At 64.2% G+C, this 16,782-nt stretch carries 14 protein-coding genes; 7 read left to right on the top strand and 7 right to left on the bottom strand.

Annotated features, from left to right (window positions below):
• Positions 1-150 precede the first annotated feature (150 nt).
• Positions 151-831, bottom strand: a complete 681-nt coding sequence (locus ACNJYA_RS37890; RefSeq protein WP_172787922.1) for an MBL fold metallo-hydrolase — start codon at positions 829-831, stop codon at positions 151-153.
• 161 nt (positions 832-992) lie between these two features.
• On the opposite strand from ACNJYA_RS37890, the gene ACNJYA_RS37885 reads away from it, so the two are divergent.
• Positions 993-2,591, top strand: a complete 1,599-nt coding sequence (locus ACNJYA_RS37885; protein ID WP_439364952.1) for an alpha-amylase family glycosyl hydrolase — start codon at positions 993-995, stop codon at positions 2,589-2,591.
• 176 nt (positions 2,592-2,767) lie between these two features.
• On the opposite strand, the gene ACNJYA_RS37880 is transcribed toward ACNJYA_RS37885, so the two are convergent.
• Positions 2,768-4,468, bottom strand: coding sequence for an alpha-amylase family protein (locus ACNJYA_RS37880; protein ID WP_439364951.1), 1,701 nt, complete (start codon positions 4,466-4,468; stop codon positions 2,768-2,770).
• Between the two features lie 288 nt (positions 4,469-4,756).
• On the opposite strand from ACNJYA_RS37880, the gene ACNJYA_RS37875 reads away from it, so the two are divergent.
• The gene (locus ACNJYA_RS37875; protein ID WP_172788010.1) at positions 4,757-5,245 is read left to right on the top strand and encodes an MmcB family DNA repair protein; all 489 of its coding nucleotides are present in this window, start codon (positions 4,757-4,759) and stop codon (positions 5,243-5,245) included.
• Positions 5,246-5,370: 125 nt separating this feature from the next.
• Here ACNJYA_RS37875 and ACNJYA_RS37870 read toward each other — a convergent pair whose 3' ends face one another.
• Together ACNJYA_RS37870 and ACNJYA_RS37865 are read right to left on the bottom strand one after the other, a co-directional pair.
• On the bottom strand, positions 5,371-5,925 hold the full coding sequence (locus ACNJYA_RS37870; protein ID WP_271505019.1) for an ActR/PrrA/RegA family redox response regulator transcription factor: 555 nt from the start codon (positions 5,923-5,925) through the stop codon (positions 5,371-5,373).
• 102 nt (positions 5,926-6,027) lie between these two features.
• Positions 6,028-7,350, bottom strand: a complete 1,323-nt coding sequence (locus ACNJYA_RS37865) for an ActS/PrrB/RegB family redox-sensitive histidine kinase (protein WP_271505199.1) — start codon at positions 7,348-7,350, stop codon at positions 6,028-6,030.
• Positions 7,351-7,468: 118 nt separating this feature from the next.
• Between ACNJYA_RS37865 and ACNJYA_RS37860 the strand changes: the two genes are divergently transcribed.
• The 4 genes from ACNJYA_RS37860 to ACNJYA_RS37845 all read left to right on the top strand — a co-directional run bounded on the left by ACNJYA_RS37860 (position 7,469) and on the right by ACNJYA_RS37845 (position 11,703).
• A complete protein-coding gene (locus ACNJYA_RS37860) occupies positions 7,469-8,272 on the top strand; it encodes an ABC transporter ATP-binding protein (protein ID WP_172787918.1) in 804 nt (267 codons plus the stop codon).
• A gap of 109 nt (positions 8,273-8,381) precedes the next feature.
• Complete coding sequence (locus tag ACNJYA_RS37855; RefSeq protein ID WP_439364950.1) at positions 8,382-9,197, top strand: ABC transporter permease; 816 nt, start codon at positions 8,382-8,384, stop codon at positions 9,195-9,197.
• 121 nt (positions 9,198-9,318) lie between these two features.
• On the top strand, positions 9,319-10,647 hold the full coding sequence (locus ACNJYA_RS37850) for a polyhydroxyalkanoate depolymerase (protein ID WP_172787916.1): 1,329 nt from the start codon (positions 9,319-9,321) through the stop codon (positions 10,645-10,647).
• Between the two features lie 216 nt (positions 10,648-10,863).
• On the top strand, positions 10,864-11,703 hold the full coding sequence (locus ACNJYA_RS37845; RefSeq protein ID WP_439401777.1) for a M48 family metallopeptidase: 840 nt from the start codon (positions 10,864-10,866) through the stop codon (positions 11,701-11,703).
• A 328-nt stretch (positions 11,704-12,031) separates the two neighbouring features.
• Here ACNJYA_RS37845 and ACNJYA_RS37840 read toward each other — a convergent pair whose 3' ends face one another.
• On the bottom strand, positions 12,032-14,242 hold the full coding sequence (locus tag ACNJYA_RS37840) for a transglycosylase domain-containing protein (RefSeq protein ID WP_212255789.1): 2,211 nt from the start codon (positions 14,240-14,242) through the stop codon (positions 12,032-12,034).
• A gap of 169 nt (positions 14,243-14,411) precedes the next feature.
• Between ACNJYA_RS37840 and ACNJYA_RS37835 the strand changes: the two genes are divergently transcribed.
• Positions 14,412-14,837: a DUF1330 domain-containing protein gene (locus ACNJYA_RS37835; protein WP_025033272.1), complete on the top strand. Its 426-nt coding sequence runs from the start codon at positions 14,412-14,414 to the stop codon at positions 14,835-14,837.
• Between the two features lie 139 nt (positions 14,838-14,976).
• Here ACNJYA_RS37835 and ACNJYA_RS37830 read toward each other — a convergent pair whose 3' ends face one another.
• Both ACNJYA_RS37830 and ACNJYA_RS37825 read right to left on the bottom strand, forming a co-directional pair.
• Positions 14,977-16,203, bottom strand: a complete 1,227-nt coding sequence (locus tag ACNJYA_RS37830; protein ID WP_172787912.1) for an ABC transporter substrate-binding protein — start codon at positions 16,201-16,203, stop codon at positions 14,977-14,979.
• Between the two features lie 134 nt (positions 16,204-16,337).
• Positions 16,338-16,721 (bottom strand): DUF1304 domain-containing protein, encoded by a 384-nt coding sequence (locus tag ACNJYA_RS37825; RefSeq protein ID WP_246570886.1) that lies wholly within the window; start codon positions 16,719-16,721, stop codon positions 16,338-16,340.
• Between the last annotated feature and the right edge of the window lie 61 nt (positions 16,722-16,782).

The following is a 16,782-nucleotide window of genomic DNA, read 5'->3' as shown; positions in this document are numbered from 1 at the left end:
TCAAGCGCGCGCAGATCCGGGGCCCATAGCCACAGGACAAAGTTGGGCACGAAGAGGTAACTCCGAGTCCCGTAACCACATCTCCCTGTGGTTATGGATCCCGGATCTGCGCTTGCGCTTGTCCGGGATGACAGCGGAGTTTGTAGCGCCTCACATCTCGCCGGTGATGAACGGATTGGTCATCCGCTCCTGGCCGATGCTCGAGCCCGCGCCGTGGCCGCAGATGAAGCCGACGTCGTCGCCGAGCGGCAGCAATTTCGTCTTGATCGAGTCGATCAGCGTGGCGTGACTGCCGCCGGGCAGGTCGGTGCGCCCCACCGAGCCGGCGAACAGCACGTCGCCGACATGGGCAAAGCGCAGATCCTTGTTGAAGAACACCACGCTGCCCGGCGAGTGGCCGGGGCAATGCAGGATGTCGAAGTGCAGGTCGCCGATCGACACGCGCTCGCCCTCGTCGAGCCAGCGGTCGGGCGTGAAATCGCGTCCTCCGGTCATGCCGAAGCGCGCGCCGCTCGCCACGACGTTGTCGAGCAGGAACTTGTCCGCGACATGCGGACCCTCGATCGGCACCTTCAGCGCATCGCGCAGCTCGGCCGCGCCGCCGACGTGATCGATATGGCCATGGGTCAGCCAGATCTTCTCCACGGTGACGCCGGTTTGCTTGATCGCATCCAGAATCTTCGGCACGTCGCCGCCGGGATCGATCACCACGGCCTTCTTGGAAGGCTCGTCCCAGATGATGGTGCAGTTCTGCTCGAATAGCGTCACGGGAACGATGATCGCGCCCGCCTTGGCTTGCCGGGATTCTTGGGTGTCGTTTTGCTCGGTCATGGCCTCACAATGCCGATTTTTGCCGGGCCGCCAAGCAAAAGATTCGTGCCCGCGCCGGGGAACAACCGTCACACGGCCGTCCCAATTGGCCTGCCAATTTGAACCGGGGCGTTGCTGTCGCGTTCTCCCGCGCAAGGCGGCGGATTTGGGTGGTCTTCGGCATGGCTCACGACAACGAGAATTGGTGGCGCGACGGCATCTTCTATCAGATCTATCCGCGCTCGTTTCAGGACTCGAACGGCGACGGCGTCGGCGATCTCGCCGGCATCCTGCAGCGGCTGCCTTATGTCAAATCGCTCGGCGTCGACGCGATCTGGCTGTCGCCGATCTTTCCCTCGCCGATGGCGGATTTCGGCTACGACATCTCGGACTATGTCGGCATCGAGCCGCTGTTCGGCACGATGGCGGATTTCGACGCGTTGCTCGCGGCCGCCCATGACAATGGCCTGAAGCTGATCCTCGACCTCGTGCCGAACCACACCTCCGACCAGCACCCCTGGTTCGTCGAGAGCCGGTCCTCGCGCGACAATCCCAAGCGCGATTGGTACATCTGGCGCGATCCGGCAGAAGGCGGCGGCGTGCCGAACAATTGGCTGTCCGAGTTCGGCGGCAGCGCCTGGGCGTTCGACGAGGCCACCGGCCAATATTACTACCACGCCTTCCTCGCCCAGCAGCCGGATCTCAACTGGCGCAATCCGGACGTCCGCGCCGCGATCTACGACGTGATGCGGTTCTGGCTGGACCGGGGTGTCGACGGCTTTCGCGTCGACGTGATCTGGCACCTGATCAAGGACGCCGAATTCCGCGACAACCCGCCCAACCCGCATTATGTCGAGGGCCGCCCGCCGAACGAGAGGATCCTGACGCAATATTCCACCGACCAATCGGAGGTGCACGATGTCATCGCCGAGATGCGGCGTGTCACCGATTCCTATGGCGCGCGCGTCCTGATCGGCGAGATTTATCTGCCGCTGCACCGGCTCATGGCCTATTACGGCAACGACCTCACCGGCGCGCAGATGCCGTTCAATTTCGCGCTGCTCTCGACCTTCTGGAGCGCCCGCTCGATCGAAAAGATCATCGAGGATTACGAGAAGGCGCTGCCGCGCGGTGCCTGGCCGAACTGGGTGCTCGGCAACCACGATCGCCCGCGCGTCGCGAGCCGCGTCGGGCCAGAGCAGGCCCGCGTTGCCGCCATGCTGCTGCTGACGCTGCGCGGCACGCCGACGCTTTACTACGGCGACGAGATCGGCATGCACCAGCTCGCGATCGCGCCGGAGGATGTGCGCGACCCCTTCGAGAAGAACGTGCCCGGCATCGGTGTCGGCCGCGACGGCTGCCGCACGCCGATGCAATGGGATTCCACGAACTTCGCCGGCTTTTCACAAGCAAGGCCGTGGCTGCCGCTGCCGGAGGACCACATCCGCGAGAATGTCGCCAATCTCGAATCCGATGCGCGCTCCATCCTCAGCCTCTACAAGCGCCTGATCGGCTTGCGGAAGAGCTGTCCCCCGCTGGTCGCAGGCGATTATCATCCGATCGCCGCGCAAGGCGATCTCCTGATCTACCGCCGGGAGGCCGCCGGCAAGGCCGTGATCGTGGCGCTCAATCTCGGCCCCGATCCGGTCGCGGTGACCACCAGCGCGATCCGTTTCGGCAGCAGCATCCTGCTGTCGACGTTCCTGGATCGCGAAGGTGAGGAGATCGAAGGCGTGCTGAACCTGCGCGGCAATGAGGGCGTGGTGGTGGCGTCGCCGTAGGCGTCGCTTTCGCTGGGAGAACGGCGGAGAAGGTGGCCACCGCTATCTCCCCGTCATTGCGAGGAGCCCTTGCGACGAAGCAATCCAGAGTCTTTCCGTTGAAAGATTCTGGATTGCTTCGCTGCGCTCGCAATGACGATCGTTGAAACAGCGGAGCTAGCGACGGCGTCTCGACCTCACCCCGGATGCTTCTTCCCGCCCACGGCGTCGTCGTCGATATCGCTCCGCTTCAACAGATAGTCCAGCCCGCCGACGCGATACCAGCGGTAGCCGTATGGCTCCAGCACGATGCGATGCTGGCCGCGCTTGTCGGCGTGGCTGTGGTCCTCCGCGAGCAGATTGATCAGGTGCGCGCCGGTCTCGCCTGACAGCCCTGTCGAGAACGCGACCTCGCGCGGCTTCTCGTCGAGATTGTGCACGAACAGCACCGAATTGTTGCGCCAATCGTAGCGCATGATGAACACCGCGGGATCGCGCACGGGAATGACGGTGAAATCGCCCCAGCCGACCTCAGGCACTTCCTTCCGCATGCGGATGATGCGCTCGGTCCAGTTCAGCATGGAGTTCGGATCGCGCCGCTGCTTGGCGACATTGACGTGCGGAAAGCCGTAAGGGCCCTCGTCGATGACGGGACATGCAGGCTTGTCGCTCTTGGTGAAGCCGCCATGCGGCTCGGTCGACCATTGCATCGGCGTGCGCGCGCAATTGCGCTCGGGCAATGAGAGATCGTCGCCCATCGCGATCTCGTCGCCGTAGCGGATCACGGGCGTCCCCGGCAGCGTGCACATCAGGCTGTAGGCGAGCTCGAGCCGCCTGCGGTCGCCGCCCAGCATCGGCGCGAGCCGCCGGCGGATGCCGCGGTCGTAGAGCTGCATGTCCTTGTCGGGTCCGAAGGATTTGAAAACGGTGTCCCGCTGCACCTTGGTCAGCCGCCCCAGATCGAGCTCGTCGTGATTGCGCAGGAACAGGCCCCATTGCGCCGTCGCCGGCCGCGGTTTTGTTGCTTTCAGCGCCTTCGCCAGGGGGCGCGTATCGGCGGATGCCAGCGCATAGAACAGGTGCTGGTTGACGTGGAAGTTGAACATCATGTGCATGCGATCGCCGTCGCGCCCGAAATACTTCATGTCCGTCTTCGGCAGCACGTTGGCTTCGGCGAGAATGATGGCGTCGCCCTGCCGCCATTGCAGGAATTCGCGGAAGGCGCGCAGCATGTCGTATTGTTCGACCGGCTTTTTCACCTTCGCGCCTTTGGTGGCGATGATGAAGGGCACGGCGTCCATGCGGAAGCCGGAGACGCCGAGCTGGATCCAGAAGCCCATGATCTTCAGGATCTCGGCCTGCACATGCGGGTTCGAGGTGTTGAGATCCGGCTGGAAATCGTAGAAGCGATGGAAGTAATACGCGCCCGATTCCTTGTCGCGCGTCCAGGTCGATTTCTGCACGCCGGGAAACACCATGCCCTTGTTGGCACCGGGAGGCTTCTTGTCCGACCAGACGTACCAGTCGCGATAGGGCGAAGCCTTATCGCGCCGCGCTTCCTTGAACCAGCGGTGCTGGTCCGAGGTGTGGTTGACGACGAGGTCGATGATGACGCGGATGCCGCGCTGCTTGCAGCCATGGGTGAACTCGACGAAATCGCCGAGCGTGCCGTAGCGAGGATCGACGCTGTAATAGTCGGCGACGTCGTAGCCGTCGTCGCGCCCGGGCGAGGTCTGGAACGGCATCAGCCAGATCGTGGTGATGCCGAGCCCGTGCAGATAATCCAGCCGCCGCAACAGCCCCTTGAAATCGCCGACGCCGTCGCCGTTGGCGTCCATATAGGAGCCGACGGACAGGCAATAGATCACGCCGTTCTTGTACCAGAGATCGTCGATCATGCGCGGAGCCTGGGTGGTTCCGCCCGGGTGGGCGGCTGCGTGATAAGTGTTAAGGCCGAGCGCGGTTCCGCGCTCTCACGTCACACTCGCCGTCGTCCCGGGGCGCGCGCAGCGCGAGCCCGGGACCCATAACCACAGGCAGCAATTTTGCGAAGACTCGAAGTTGCCCGCTTTGCCCCACACGTCGCCCCGTGGCTATGGATTCTCAGATGCGCAATTGCGCATCATAGCTCGCGCTGCGCGCGCCCCGGAATGACGGGCGAAATGGAATCGGCTATCCTCCCCGCCATGGACAACACCGCCCGCATCACCCTCGTGCCGCCGCCGGATCGCCGCCAGTCGGAGACGGCGCTGGCCATCGCGCGCGGCACCGCGCGTCTGCTGCGCTCGCTCGGCTTCTCCTGCATCAGCGAATTGCCGCTGCCGTCCGGCCGGCGCGCCGATCTCGTCGCGCTGAACGAGCGCGGTGAGATCTGGATCGTCGAGATCAAGTCGTCGGTCGAGGATTTGCGCGCCGACCAGAAATGGCACGAATACCGCGCTCATTGCGACCGGCTGTTCTTCGCCTTCACGCAGGATCTGCCGTGCGAGATTTTTCCTGAAGACACCGGCCTGATCATCGCCGACGCCTACGGCGCGCACCTGCATTGCGAGGCGCCCGAGCACAAGCTCGCCGCCGCCACGCGCAAGCAGATGACGGTACGGTTCGCAATGGCGGCGGCCCTGCGGATCAACCGCCTGGTCGATCCGCAGGGCCACGCGGATTTTTGGGAATAGCAGGCGCCGCAAAATAAGGTGCCGTAGGGTGGGCAAAGCGTAGCGTGCCCACCAAACTAGTCGATCATGATAGGAGAGACATGGCGGGCACGGCGCTTCGCGCCTTTGCCCACCCTACGACACCTTTACCTTGGCGCGCGCTTGGCCAGGATCCGCTGCAGCGTACGCCGGTGCATGTTGAGCCGGCGCGCCGTTTCCGAGACGTTGCGGTTACACATTTCGTAGATGCGCTGGATGTGCTCCCAGCGGACGCGGTCGGCCGACATCGGGTTGGCCGGCAGCTCGGATTTCTCGGTGTTGGTCGACAGCAGCGCGGCGACGACGTCGTCGGCATCCGCGGGCTTGGAGAGATAATCGATCGCGCCCATCTTCACCGCGGTCACCGCGGTGGCGATGTTGCCGTAGCCGGTCAGCACGATGGCGCGTGCATCCGGGCGCTTCTTCTTCAGCGCCGAGACCACGTCGAGGCCGTTGCCGTCGCCGAGCCGCAGATCCACCACGGCGAAGGCCGGCGCCGATTTGCCGATCTGCGCCAGTCCATCCGATACCGTGTCGCATGACGTGACGGCAAAGCCCCGAGTTTCCATGGCGCGCGACAGTCGCTCCAGAAACGGCTTGTCGTCTTCCACGATGAGAAGCGAGCGGTCGGTCTGTTCGTTCAGTTCGGCAATGGCGTTCAAGGTTGTGTCCTCTCTCCAGCACATTGACATATGGCGTCGCAATCGCGCGGTGCCAAGGCGGCAAATGGTCGACCCGGCCCGTTGTGCGACGCAAGGTCGCGGCTATCCTATTGTTTCTTCGAGCGTCTCGATAGCCTCAAAACGCTGTCTCGGCCATGTGATCTGCACCACCGCACCATGGTCCGGAAAGATCCGGTTGGTAAACGAGACCTTGGCGCCGGTGCGTTCCAGCAAGGTGCGCGCGATGAACACGCCGAGGCCGAGGCCGCGCCGTTCGCCGCCGCCGTCGTCCTGGGGGCGCCGCCGCGACAGATAGGGCTCGCCGATCCGGTTGAGGATATCGGGCGGAATGCCGGGTCCGTCGTCGGAGATCAAGAGCTCGATATGGTCATTGTTCCACCAGGCATTCACCTCGACCGTGGTGCGGGCGAAATCGACCGCGTTCTCGACGATGTTGCCGATGCCGTAGAGGATCGCGGGATTGCGTGAGCCGACCGGCTCGGCCGCCGCGGCCACCGCGATCCGCACCTTGATCTCGACGCCGAAATCGCGGTGCGGCGCCACCACCTCCTCGATCAGCTCCGACAGCTTCATGTGGTCGAACGGCGCGCCGGTGGAGGAGAGCTGGGTGATCTTGCTGAGGATGTCGCGGCAGCGCTGGGTCTGCTCGCGCAAGGTCTTCAGGTCGGCGGCGATGCTTGCGTCCTTCACCGTCTTTTCCAGCTCGCGCGAGATCAGGAAGATCGTCGCGAGCGGCGTGCCGAGCTCGTGCGCGGCCGCGGCAGCAAGGCCGTCGAGCTGGGTCAGGTGCTGCTCGCGCGTCAGCACCAGCTCGGTCGCGGCCAGCGCGTCCGCGAGCTTGCGCGCCTCCTCGGTCACCTGGAACGAGTAGAGGCTGGTGACGCCGATCGCGAGCGCGATCGAGAGCCAGACGCCGACGAGATAGATCGGCGGCAGCACCAGGGGATCGTCGGAATCCCACGGCAGCGGAAAATGATAGAAGAACAGCACCGACGCGCAGGCCACGGCGAGCAGGCCGAGGCCGAAGGTGAAGCGGGCCGGCAGCGCCGTGGCCGAGATCAGCACGGGCGCGAGGAACAGGAACGAGAACGGGTTCTGCAGTCCGCCGGTGAAGAACAACAGGCCCGCCAGCTCGACGATGTTCAGCGCGAGAAGGCCGGCCGCCTGCAGCGGCTCCAGCCGCTGCATCGGATTGGCCGCGGTCTGGAGCGCGAGGTTGAGCGCCGCCGAGAGAGCGATGATGCTGACGCAGGGGATGATCTCGACGTTGAACTCCAGCCCCTGGGCCACGATGAAGATCGCCGCGAGCTGTCCCAGCACCGCGAGCCAGCGCAGCCGCAGGATCGTGTCCAGCCGGATATGCCGCTGCGCGTGGCGGAAGTCGGAATCGGCAATTTCGGTCATATCGGCCAATGGGCGGCGCCTTCCAAGGTCACGAACGCTGGGCTTGCGGAACCGCCCGCTGAGGAGCCCTTACATCAAGCCTTGCGCTCGCCGATGCAATAGCAGAAGAACGGCCAGCATGACCGAGAATGGCAAGGCTTCAAGTCGGCCGACTGTCGCGGATCGAAATTCGTCCGCGGCAATTGCGGTCGAGCACCTCGTCAAGGTCTACAAGCAGACCCGCGCCGTCGACGACATCTCCTTTTCGCTGCCGCGCGGCAGCATCACGGGGCTTCTCGGCGGCAATGGCGCCGGCAAGACCACGACCATCGCGATGATCATGGGCCTGGTGTTGCCGACCTCCGGCCGCGTGCAGGTGCTCGGTCATGAGATGCCCGACGAGAGCGCGTCCGTGCTGGGACGGATGAATTTCGAGAGCCCCTATGTCGACATGCCGATGCGGCTCACGGTGCGGCAGAACCTCACCGTGTTCGGCAAGCTCTATGCCGTGAAGAACCTCACTGAGCGCATTACCAGGCTTGCCGCCGATCTCGACCTCGGCGATTTCATCGACCGCGCCAACGGCAAGCTCTCCGCCGGGCAGAAGACCCGCGTTGCGCTGGCGAAGGCGCTGATCAACCAGCCCGAGCTGCTGCTCCTGGACGAGCCGACCGCCTCGCTCGACCCCGATACCGCCGACTGGGTGCGGGCGCATCTGGAGCAGTACCGCCGGGACAACAACGCCACCATTCTCCTCGCCTCGCACAACATGCTCGAGGTCGAGCGGCTCTGCGACCGCGTCATCATCATGAAGCGCGGCCGCATCGAAGACGACGATACGCCCGAGGCGATCATGGCCCGCTACAACCGCACCACGCTGGAGGAGGTGTTTCTGGACGTCGCCCGCGGCCGGGCAAACGGCGCGAAGGAGGCGGTGCGATGAGGGATAGCACGGGCACGGGCGCTCCTTTCGTCATTGCGAGCGCAGCGAAGCAATCCAGGATCGTTCCGCGTCGGCAGTCTGGATTGCTTCGTCGCAAGGGCTCCTCGCAATGACGGCGTCCCTCGCCCGCGGCATCTCCGTCCATCGCATCGGCGCGATGATCCTGCGCTATTGGTATCTGCTGCTGTCGTCCTGGCCGCGGCTGCTCGAGCTGCTCTATTGGCCGGCGCTGCAGGTCATCACCTGGGGCTTTCTCCAATATTACATCGCCGAGAACGCCAACTTCTTCGCGCGCGCCGGCGGCACGCTGATCGGCGCCGTCATCCTCTGGGACATCCTGTTCCGCGGCCAGCTCGGCTTCTCCATCTCCTTCCTGGAGGAGATGTGGGCGCGCAACATCGGCAATCTCATGATGAGCCCCTTGAGGCCGATCGAGTTTCTGCTGTCGCTGATGGTCATGAGCCTGATCCGGCTTGCGATCGGGATCATTCCGATGACGCTGCTTGCGCTGTTCCTGTTTCACTTCAACGTCTATGCCCTTGGCCTGCCGCTGATCGCGTTCTTCTGCAATCTGATCTTCACGAGCTGGTCGGTCGGCATCTTCGTCTCGGGCCTCGTGCTGCGAAACGGCCTCGGCGCCGAGAGCATCGTCTGGACGTTGATGTTCGCGATCCTGCCGCTCGCCTGCGTCTACTATCCGGTCAGCGTGTTGCCGGTCTGGCTGCAATACGTCGCCTGGGCATTGCCGCCGACCTATGCCTTCGAGGGAATGCGCGCGCTGCTGATCGAGCAGACCTTTAGGACCGATCTGATGCTGGAGGCGTTGGTGATCAACGCCGTCCTTTTGGTTGCATCTTTTGGGGCATTCCTTGCCCTTTTGCGCAGCGCAAAGCGGCACGGCTCGCTGCTGTCCGGCGGTGAATAACGTCACTTTCCCGTGGATTCAGGCTGGTTTGGGCATTTCGGGCACGTAGATGTACGGAACCATGGATTGACGCAATATTACGCATTCGGCAGTATGCTGCGATGCGAAGAGGATATTAACGATGCCCATTGGTGAGTTCGGCGGCGCGCCGCCCCTGGCGGCAGAAGGCAGTCCAGTCCTGACGACGCCGATGTACTGGATGTACGAGATGGCGCACGCCTCTCTCAATCCGGCTCGTGCGGTCACCGACGCGACCAAGCTGCTGTTTCAGAATCCCCTCAATCCCTGGTCGCGTACCGAGGTCGGCAAGTCGGTCGCCGCGGCCTGCGAATTGTTCGAGCGCACCACGCGCCGCTACGGCAAGCCGGAATGGGGCCTCAACGACACCGAGGTCAACGGCATCCGCGTCCCCGTCGAGATCCGCTCGGTCTGGGAAAAGCCGTTCTGCAAGCTGCTCTACTTCGATCGCAAGTTCGCCCGTCCGCTGCGCAGCCCGCAGCCGCGCGTGCTGATCGTGGCCCCGATGTCCGGCCATTATGCGACGCTGCTGCGCGGCACGGTCGAGGCCTTCCTGCCGGCGCATGAGGTCTACATCACCGACTGGGCCGATGCCCGCATGGTGCCCTTGAGCGATGGCCGCTTCGATCTCGACGATTACATCGACTATGTCATCGAGATGCTGCATGTGCTCGGCGGCAACACGCATGTGATGGCAGTGTGCCAGCCCTCCGTGCCCGTCGTCGCGGCGGTCTCGATCATGGAAGCGCGGCGCGATCCGTTCGTGCCGACCTCGATGACGCTGATGGGCGGCCCGATCGACACCCGCCGCAATCCGACCGCGGTGAACAACCTCGCCCAGGAGCGCGGTATCGACTGGTTCCGCAACCACGTCATCACCAAGGTGCCGTTCCCGCATCCGGGCATGATGCGCGACGTCTATCCGGGATTCTTGCAGCTCAACGGCTTCATCAGCATGAATCTCGACCGGCACATGGATGCCCACAAGCAGCTGTTTGCCCATCTGGTGAAGGGCGACGGCGACCTCGTCGACAAGCATCGCGACTTCTACGACGAATATCTCGCGGTGATGGATCTGCCGGCCGAGTATTACCTGCAGACCGTCGACACCGTGTTCGTGAAGCACTCGCTGCCCAAGGGCGAGATGACCCATCGCGGAACCCGCGTCGATCCTTCCAAGGTCAAGCGCGTCGCTCTGATGACGGTCGAAGGCGAGAACGACGACATCTCCGGTCTCGGTCAGACCGAAGCGACGCACACATTGTGCAGCGCGATTCCCGATCATCGCCGCGTTCATTACGTCCAGAAGGGCGTCGGACACTACGGCGTGTTCAACGGATCGCGATTCAAGTCGGAGATCGTGCCGCGGATTCACGACTTCATGGTTTCGGCTGCGAATCCTGCTTCGTTGCAGGCCCTCGCGGCTGAATAACCTGAATTTCGGCTTTCCCGTCGAAATTTCGGCCCCTGCCAAGGCCTTCGGCAGGGGCAAGTTCCCGCCAGATTCGCGGTATTTAGGTAGCTTTATAGGAGTGAGTCTACCCTCACCCCTTGGGGGTGTCGCATGCGTCCAGCGGGGGCGAAAAAAGCCGGTTCCAACCCCAGTCTGTAGGGTCTCCCGGACGCCGGACCGCTGTATATTGGGCAAATGATTTGTTTTTGCGCCGAGCGCTTTCCCTGGCGGCGGTTATGGCAGAATCCGGGCGCTCTCCTGCCCCCCGGACTGACAGACATGGCCACTCGCGCACTCCTCTATCGTCGGCCCCACGAACCAAAGACCCTCGTCATCACCCACGGATCGCAATTTTTTGCGATTCGGCTGCGTCGGCACCGCCGCGCGCGCCGCTACACGCTCAGAATTCATCCGAGCGACCGCGAAGCCATCCTCACCATGCCGCCGCGCGGCACGCTTACCGAAGCAAAAGACTTCGCACAGCGTCACGGTGCGTGGATTGCCGCGCGTCTCGGCCGCTTGCCGAAGGCCGCGCCGTTCCAGCCGGGCACGGTGATACCGCTGCGCGGCACGGCGCATCGCATCGTTCATCGCGCCGGTCAGCGCGGCACGGTGTGGATCGAGATGCGCGACAGCGGTGAGCGCATTCTCTGCGTCGCCGGCGGCCTCGAGCATGTCGATCGCCGCGTCAGCGACTTCCTCAAGCGCGAGGCGCGCCGCGACCTGCAGCGCTCGGCGGAAGCCTACGCTGCCGAGCTCGGCGTCAGGGTCAAGCGCCTCTCGATCCGCGATCAGTCCAGCCGCTGGGGCTCCTGCACCTCGGCGGGCTCGCTGTCGTTCTCCTGGCGCCTGATCCTCGCCCCGCCCTTCGTGCTCGACTACCTCGCCGCGCACGAGGTCGCCCATCTCGTCGAGATGAATCATTCGGCGCGGTTCTGGCGCGTCTGCGGCAAGGTCTGCCCGTCGATGGAGCGCGCCAAGAAGTGGCTCGACACCTACGGCAACGATCTGCACCGGTACGGGGTCGAGGATTAGGGTTCGCTGATGGCACCTTGGGAGGTGTCATCGCCCGCGCAGGCGGGCGATCCAGTATTCCAGAGGCCTTGGTAATTGAATCGATAGGCCGCGGCGTACTGGATTCCCCGCCTTCGCGGGGAATGACAGTGGAGGGTGAAGGGACATCAGCGCGTCTTGCGCGATTCTCGCCACATTTCGCGACGATTGCGCCGTTTGCCTGACTAACCCCGTCGCATCAAATGCTTCGAGTGATCCACCACGCGTCACGCCGGACATCGCGTTCTACTGTGCATGGGGTTGTTTTCGCAGTTTTTGTTGTGAGGCGCCGAAGGGCCTCAGCCTGCGGCTACCGATTCCCGCCAAACAGCCGATCCATCAGCCAGCCGTCGAGCCCGGCCGCTGCCTCGGGCCGCACATTGGCGCGCGTCGGAGGCGGCGGGCGATAGCCGCCGGCGTTCGCTTGCGGCGGAGCCGCCGGGGTCGGCGGCGACACCTGCGAGGCCGCCTGCGCGAGGTTCGACAGGCCCCAGCCGCTAGGCGAGCTCGGCAAGGCTGCCACCGGCACGCCCTCGAGCGCGGTCTTCATGAAGCGCGACCAGACTTCCACCGGCAGGCCGCCGCCGGTCGCCTTCTTGGTCGGCGAGTTGTCGTCGTTGCCGAGCCAGACGCCGGTGACGAGGCTCGCGGTGTAGCCGATGAACCAGGCGTCGCGGTAATCCTGGCTGGTGCCGGTCTTGCCGGCCGCCGGCCAGCCCGGGATCTCCGCCTTCTTGGCTGTGCCCGATATCAGCGTCTCCCGCATCATCGCATTCATCATACCGACATAGCGGGGGTCGATGACCTGGTTACGTTCCTCCGGCTGGCGCATGTAGAGCAGCTTGCCGCTCAGCGTCCTGATCCTTGTGACGACATGCGGCGCCACCGCGAGGCCGCCATTGGCGAACGGCGCATAGGCGCCGACCAGCTCGACGACTGAGACCTCCGACGTGCCGAGCGCGATCGAGGCGTTGGGCTCGAGCTTGGAGGAGATGCCGAGCCGGTGCGCGGTGCGCACCACGTTCTTCGGCCCGACCTCGAGGCCGAGGCGGATGGCGACCGTGTTGAGCGACATCGCCAGCGCCTGCGTCAGCGTCACCGCGCCGAAATATTCATGGGTGTAGTTCTCAGGTCTCCAGCCCTTGACCTCGATCGGCGCATCCTGGCGCATCGTATCGGGCGTCAGCCCCTGCTCGAGCGCGGTGAGGTACACGAACGGCTTGAACGAGGAGCCCGGCTGGCGCCTGGCGGTGACCGCGCGGTTGTACTGGCTGTCGGAATAGTTCCGACCTCCCACCATGGCGCGCACGGCGCCATCGGGCGTCATCGCCACCAGCGCGCCCTGGCTGACGTTGAACTTCACGCTCTTGGCCGCGAGCTCGTCGATGATGGCGGCTTCGGCGACGCTCTGCAGCTTCGGATCGATCGTGGTCTCGACCTTGATGCTCTCGTCGATCTGGCCGACCAAATCGTCCAGCACCTCGCCGATCCAGTCGGCGACGTAGTTCACCGTGCCGGCGCCCGCCGGCTTCACGTTGTAGGAGGGATGGCCGATCGAGGCCTTCGCCTGCGCGTCGGTGATGAATTTCGCATCCGCCATCGCCGCGAGCACGATCTGCGCCCGCGCTTCGGCGCCTTCGGGGTTGCGGTTCGGGGCAAGGCGGGACGGCGATTTGACGAGGCCGGCCAGCATCGCGGCCTCCGCGACCGTCACGTTCTTCGCCGACTTGCCGAAATATTTCTGCGCCGCCGCCTCGACGCCGTAGGCGCCGGAGCCGAAATAGACGCGGTTGAGATAGAGCTCCAGGATCTCGTCCTTGGAGTGCTTGCGCTCCAGCCAGATCGCGAGCTCCACCTCCTGCAGCTTGCGCTGCAGGGTGCGCTCCTGGGTCAGGAACAGGTTTTTCGCGAGCTGCTGTGTCAAGGTCGAGCCGCCCTGTGACACGCCGCGATGGAGGACGTTGGTGACCAGCGCGCGCAGGATGCCGACCGGGTCGATGCCGAAATGCGAATAGAAGCGGCGGTCCTCGATGGCGATGAACGCCTTGGGTAGATACGGCGGCAGATCCTTCAGTGCGACATTGGCGCCGGCCATCTCGCCGCGCTGCGCCAGCATGCTGCCGTCGATGCCGACGATCTGGATCGTCGGTGGGCGCTTGGGGATTTCCAGCGACTGGATCGGCGGCAAATGGGCGCCGACATAGATCACGACGCCGATCACGGCGATGACGCCCCACAGGCTCAGCACCGCGCCCCAATAGACCAGGCGGCCGAGGCCGGCACCGAAGCGCGACTTTGATCGCCGCTTGGCGCCGCCGCGGCTGGCTGGCGCTTTGCGCTCGCGCGGCGGCTCGTCGCCGGCATCCTCGCTCTTGCGCTTGGCGGATGGTTTGGCAGATTTCTTCGGCTTGTCGTCGCCGCCGGGAACGCGGTCCGCGGCGGTCAGGCGCAGATCGGCGAGCGCCGCGGGCAAGCCGAACAGCGGCTCCTTCCGCGCACCCTTTTTCTTTCCCCACGCCATACGCCAAACGCCCGGTCAGCCCGCCCCGCCGAGACGCTAGCGGTCGCTGTTTAAGGCCGGGTTACCCCGGCGTTAACGCGCGATTAGGAGATGCGGCATTCGCCGGCCGCAGTTCCGCTTCCGGGGCGGCAAGGCTAGGATCGCCGGCTCCAATAGAAGAGGGAGCGCCATGGGCCATATTGATCCGACCAAGGAGATCTTCGCGCAATTCCGGGAGAACGATCGCCCGGGCCCGATCCACATGCTGAACCTGGTCCGCCTGCGCAAAGAGGCTGCCTATCCTGACGGACGCAAGGCCAGCGGCGCGGAAGCCTATGCGGCCTACGGCCGCGAAAGCGGCCCGGTGTTCGAACGTCTCGGCGGCCGCATCGTCTGGCAGGGCAAATTCGAGCTGATGCTGATCGGCCCGCAGGAGGAGCGCTGGGACCATTGCTTCATCGCCGAATATCCGAGCGTCGCCGCCTTCGTCGAGATGATCCGCGACCCCGTCTATCGCGAGGCGGTGAAGCACCGCCAGGCCGCGGTCGAGGATTCGCGGCTGATCCGGCACGCCGTGCTGCCGGTCGGGAAGAATTTTGGGGAGATACCGACCTGAACGCCAAGTAGGAAGCTCTCTCGATCGTCATGGCCGGGCTTGACCCGGCCATCCACGGCTTCCTTGACGACCCAAGAACGTGGATGCCCGGGACAAGCCCGGGCATGACGTCGTTGAGGTAGGCGCGTCGTCTCTTCGCCTAGCCGGACGGGCCCGTGTCCTCGATGATCGGTCCGAACAGCTCCCAGCGTTCGCCGTTGAACTTCATCATCTGCATCTGCTTGTTGACGCGATAGTCGTTCGCGCCGGTGTTGATCTTGATGCCGGGCAGCCCCAGGCTCGGTACGAAGCCCTTGATGCTGGCGGCCTGCTTCATGACGTTCTCGCGCGTCAGATCGTCACCGCATTGCTTCAAGACCTGCACCAGCAGCTCGGCGACCGAATAGGCGTAGGTGTTGACGGTGTTGAGCTTGTCGCCTTCCGGGAAATACTTGTCCATGAAGGCGAAGAAGGCCTTCACGCCCGGATCGTCCTTCCACTGGGGATCGCCCGGATCCTTGCCGTAGTTGGTCGAGATGATGCCCTTGGAGATGTCGAGGCCGGCCGGCTTCAGCGTCGCCGACACCGGGCTCGCGTTGATGTCGAGGATGTGCACGGGTGTCCAGCCGAGGTCGGCGAGCTTCTTGATCGCCTGCGCCGCGAATTTCGGCGTCGAGGCGTCATAGAACAGGTCGACGCCCATCGACTTCAGCTTGACCACCTGCGAGTCGACGGTCGGGTCGGTCACCTCATAGGAGACCTCGCCGACGATCATGCTGGCGGCCTTGTCGCCGAGGCCGCTCTTGAGGCCGGCGAGATAGTCGCGGCCCATGTCGTCGTTCTGGTAGAGCACGCCGATCTTGGCGTTGGGATGATTGGCGAGAATGTATTTTGCGTAGATCCGTCCCTCCGACACGTAGTTCGGATTGTAGGCCATGGTCCAGGGATAGTTCTGCGGATCGTTGAAGCGGGCGGCGCCGGTCGAGGCGAGCAGCTGCGGCACCTTCTTGCCGTTGAGGTATTTCTGCACGGCGGCGTTCGCGGCTGTGCCGATCAGCTGGAAGGTGAAGAGCACCTCGTCGCCTTCGACGAGCTTGCGCACCTGCTCCACGGTTTTCGGCGGCGAATAGGCGTCGTCATACTGGATCAGGTTGATCTTGCGGCCGTTGATGCCGCCCTGATCGTTGATCATCTTGAAGTACGCGGCCTGGGTCTTGCCGATATTGGCATAGACGGAATAGGCGCCGGAGAACGGCACGGTCTGGCCGATCTTGATCTCGGTGTCGCTAGCGCCGGTGTCGTATTTCTTCTGGGCGAGCGCCTGGCTGGTCGAGACGGCGACGGCGAACGCCGCCGTGGCCGCTATGAAGGCTCTGCGATTGTTCATGTTGGTTAGTTCCTCCTGACGGAATTTTAGGCCGATGGTCTTTCTCCGTTGATTGCAACGGTCGCCATCGCTGCTGAAGATTGTGGAGGAAGCTTCGCCGCAGTGCAAGGATCGCGGCGCTGCGCCGTAGCGTCTCAGGCGAGAAACAGTGCAATCAGCGCGATTGCCGCCGGCAACGCCTGCACCATCAAGATCCGCGTGCTGACGGTCGCCGCGCCATAGGCGCCGGCCACCATCACGCAGAGCAGGAAGAACGCCTTGATCTGGAACGCGAAGGCCGGGTTGCCGTGGACGAGGCCCCAGATCAGGCCGGCACCGAGAAAGCCGTTATAGAGGCCCTGATTGGCGGCCAGCACCTTGGTGATCTCGGCCTTCTCGGGCGAATTCCGAAACACCTTCAGGCCCAGCGGCTTGTCCCAGAGAAACATCTCTAGCGCCAGGAAGAAGACGTGCAGCGCGGCGACCAGCGCCACCAGGACATTGGCGATCAGGATCAAGGTGAGCTCCCCCAAAAGCATCAGCTTTCGGGTGGACGTTAGCACGGCCACCATGGCAAGTGCGATCGATGTGTTTCGACCG

It is taken from the genome of Bradyrhizobium sp. BLXBL-01 (assembly GCF_051853025.1).
Lineage (GTDB): Bacteria > Pseudomonadota > Alphaproteobacteria > Rhizobiales > Xanthobacteraceae > Bradyrhizobium.
Note: the sequence above shows the minus strand (reverse complement) of the source record. Positions and strands in the feature narration are given on the sequence as shown.

Coding starts and splice junctions, on each gene's coding strand:
- ACNJYA_RS37890 (WP_172787922.1), bottom strand. CDS start 831: ATGACCGAGCAAAACGACACCCAAGAATCCCGGCAAGCCAAGGCGGGC.
- ACNJYA_RS37885 (WP_439364952.1), top strand. CDS start 993: ATGGCTCACGACAACGAGAATTGGTGGCGCGACGGCATCTTCTATCAG.
- ACNJYA_RS37880 (WP_439364951.1), bottom strand. CDS start 4,468: ATGATCGACGATCTCTGGTACAAGAACGGCGTGATCTATTGCCTGTCC.
- ACNJYA_RS37875 (WP_172788010.1), top strand. CDS start 4,757: ATGGACAACACCGCCCGCATCACCCTCGTGCCGCCGCCGGATCGCCGC.
- ACNJYA_RS37865 (WP_271505199.1), bottom strand. CDS start 7,350: ATGACCGAAATTGCCGATTCCGACTTCCGCCACGCGCAGCGGCATATC.
- ACNJYA_RS37860 (WP_172787918.1), top strand. CDS start 7,469: ATGACCGAGAATGGCAAGGCTTCAAGTCGGCCGACTGTCGCGGATCGA.
- ACNJYA_RS37855 (WP_439364950.1), top strand. CDS start 8,382: ATGACGGCGTCCCTCGCCCGCGGCATCTCCGTCCATCGCATCGGCGCG.
- ACNJYA_RS37850 (WP_172787916.1), top strand. CDS start 9,319: ATGCCCATTGGTGAGTTCGGCGGCGCGCCGCCCCTGGCGGCAGAAGGC.
- ACNJYA_RS37845 (WP_439401777.1), top strand. CDS start 10,864: ATGATTTGTTTTTGCGCCGAGCGCTTTCCCTGGCGGCGGTTATGGCAG.
- ACNJYA_RS37840 (WP_212255789.1), bottom strand. CDS start 14,242: ATGGCGTGGGGAAAGAAAAAGGGTGCGCGGAAGGAGCCGCTGTTCGGC.
- ACNJYA_RS37835 (WP_025033272.1), top strand. CDS start 14,412: ATGGGCCATATTGATCCGACCAAGGAGATCTTCGCGCAATTCCGGGAG.
- ACNJYA_RS37830 (WP_172787912.1), bottom strand. CDS start 16,203: ATGAACAATCGCAGAGCCTTCATAGCGGCCACGGCGGCGTTCGCCGTC.
- ACNJYA_RS37825 (WP_246570886.1), bottom strand. CDS start 16,721: ATGCTTTTGGGGGAGCTCACCTTGATCCTGATCGCCAATGTCCTGGTG.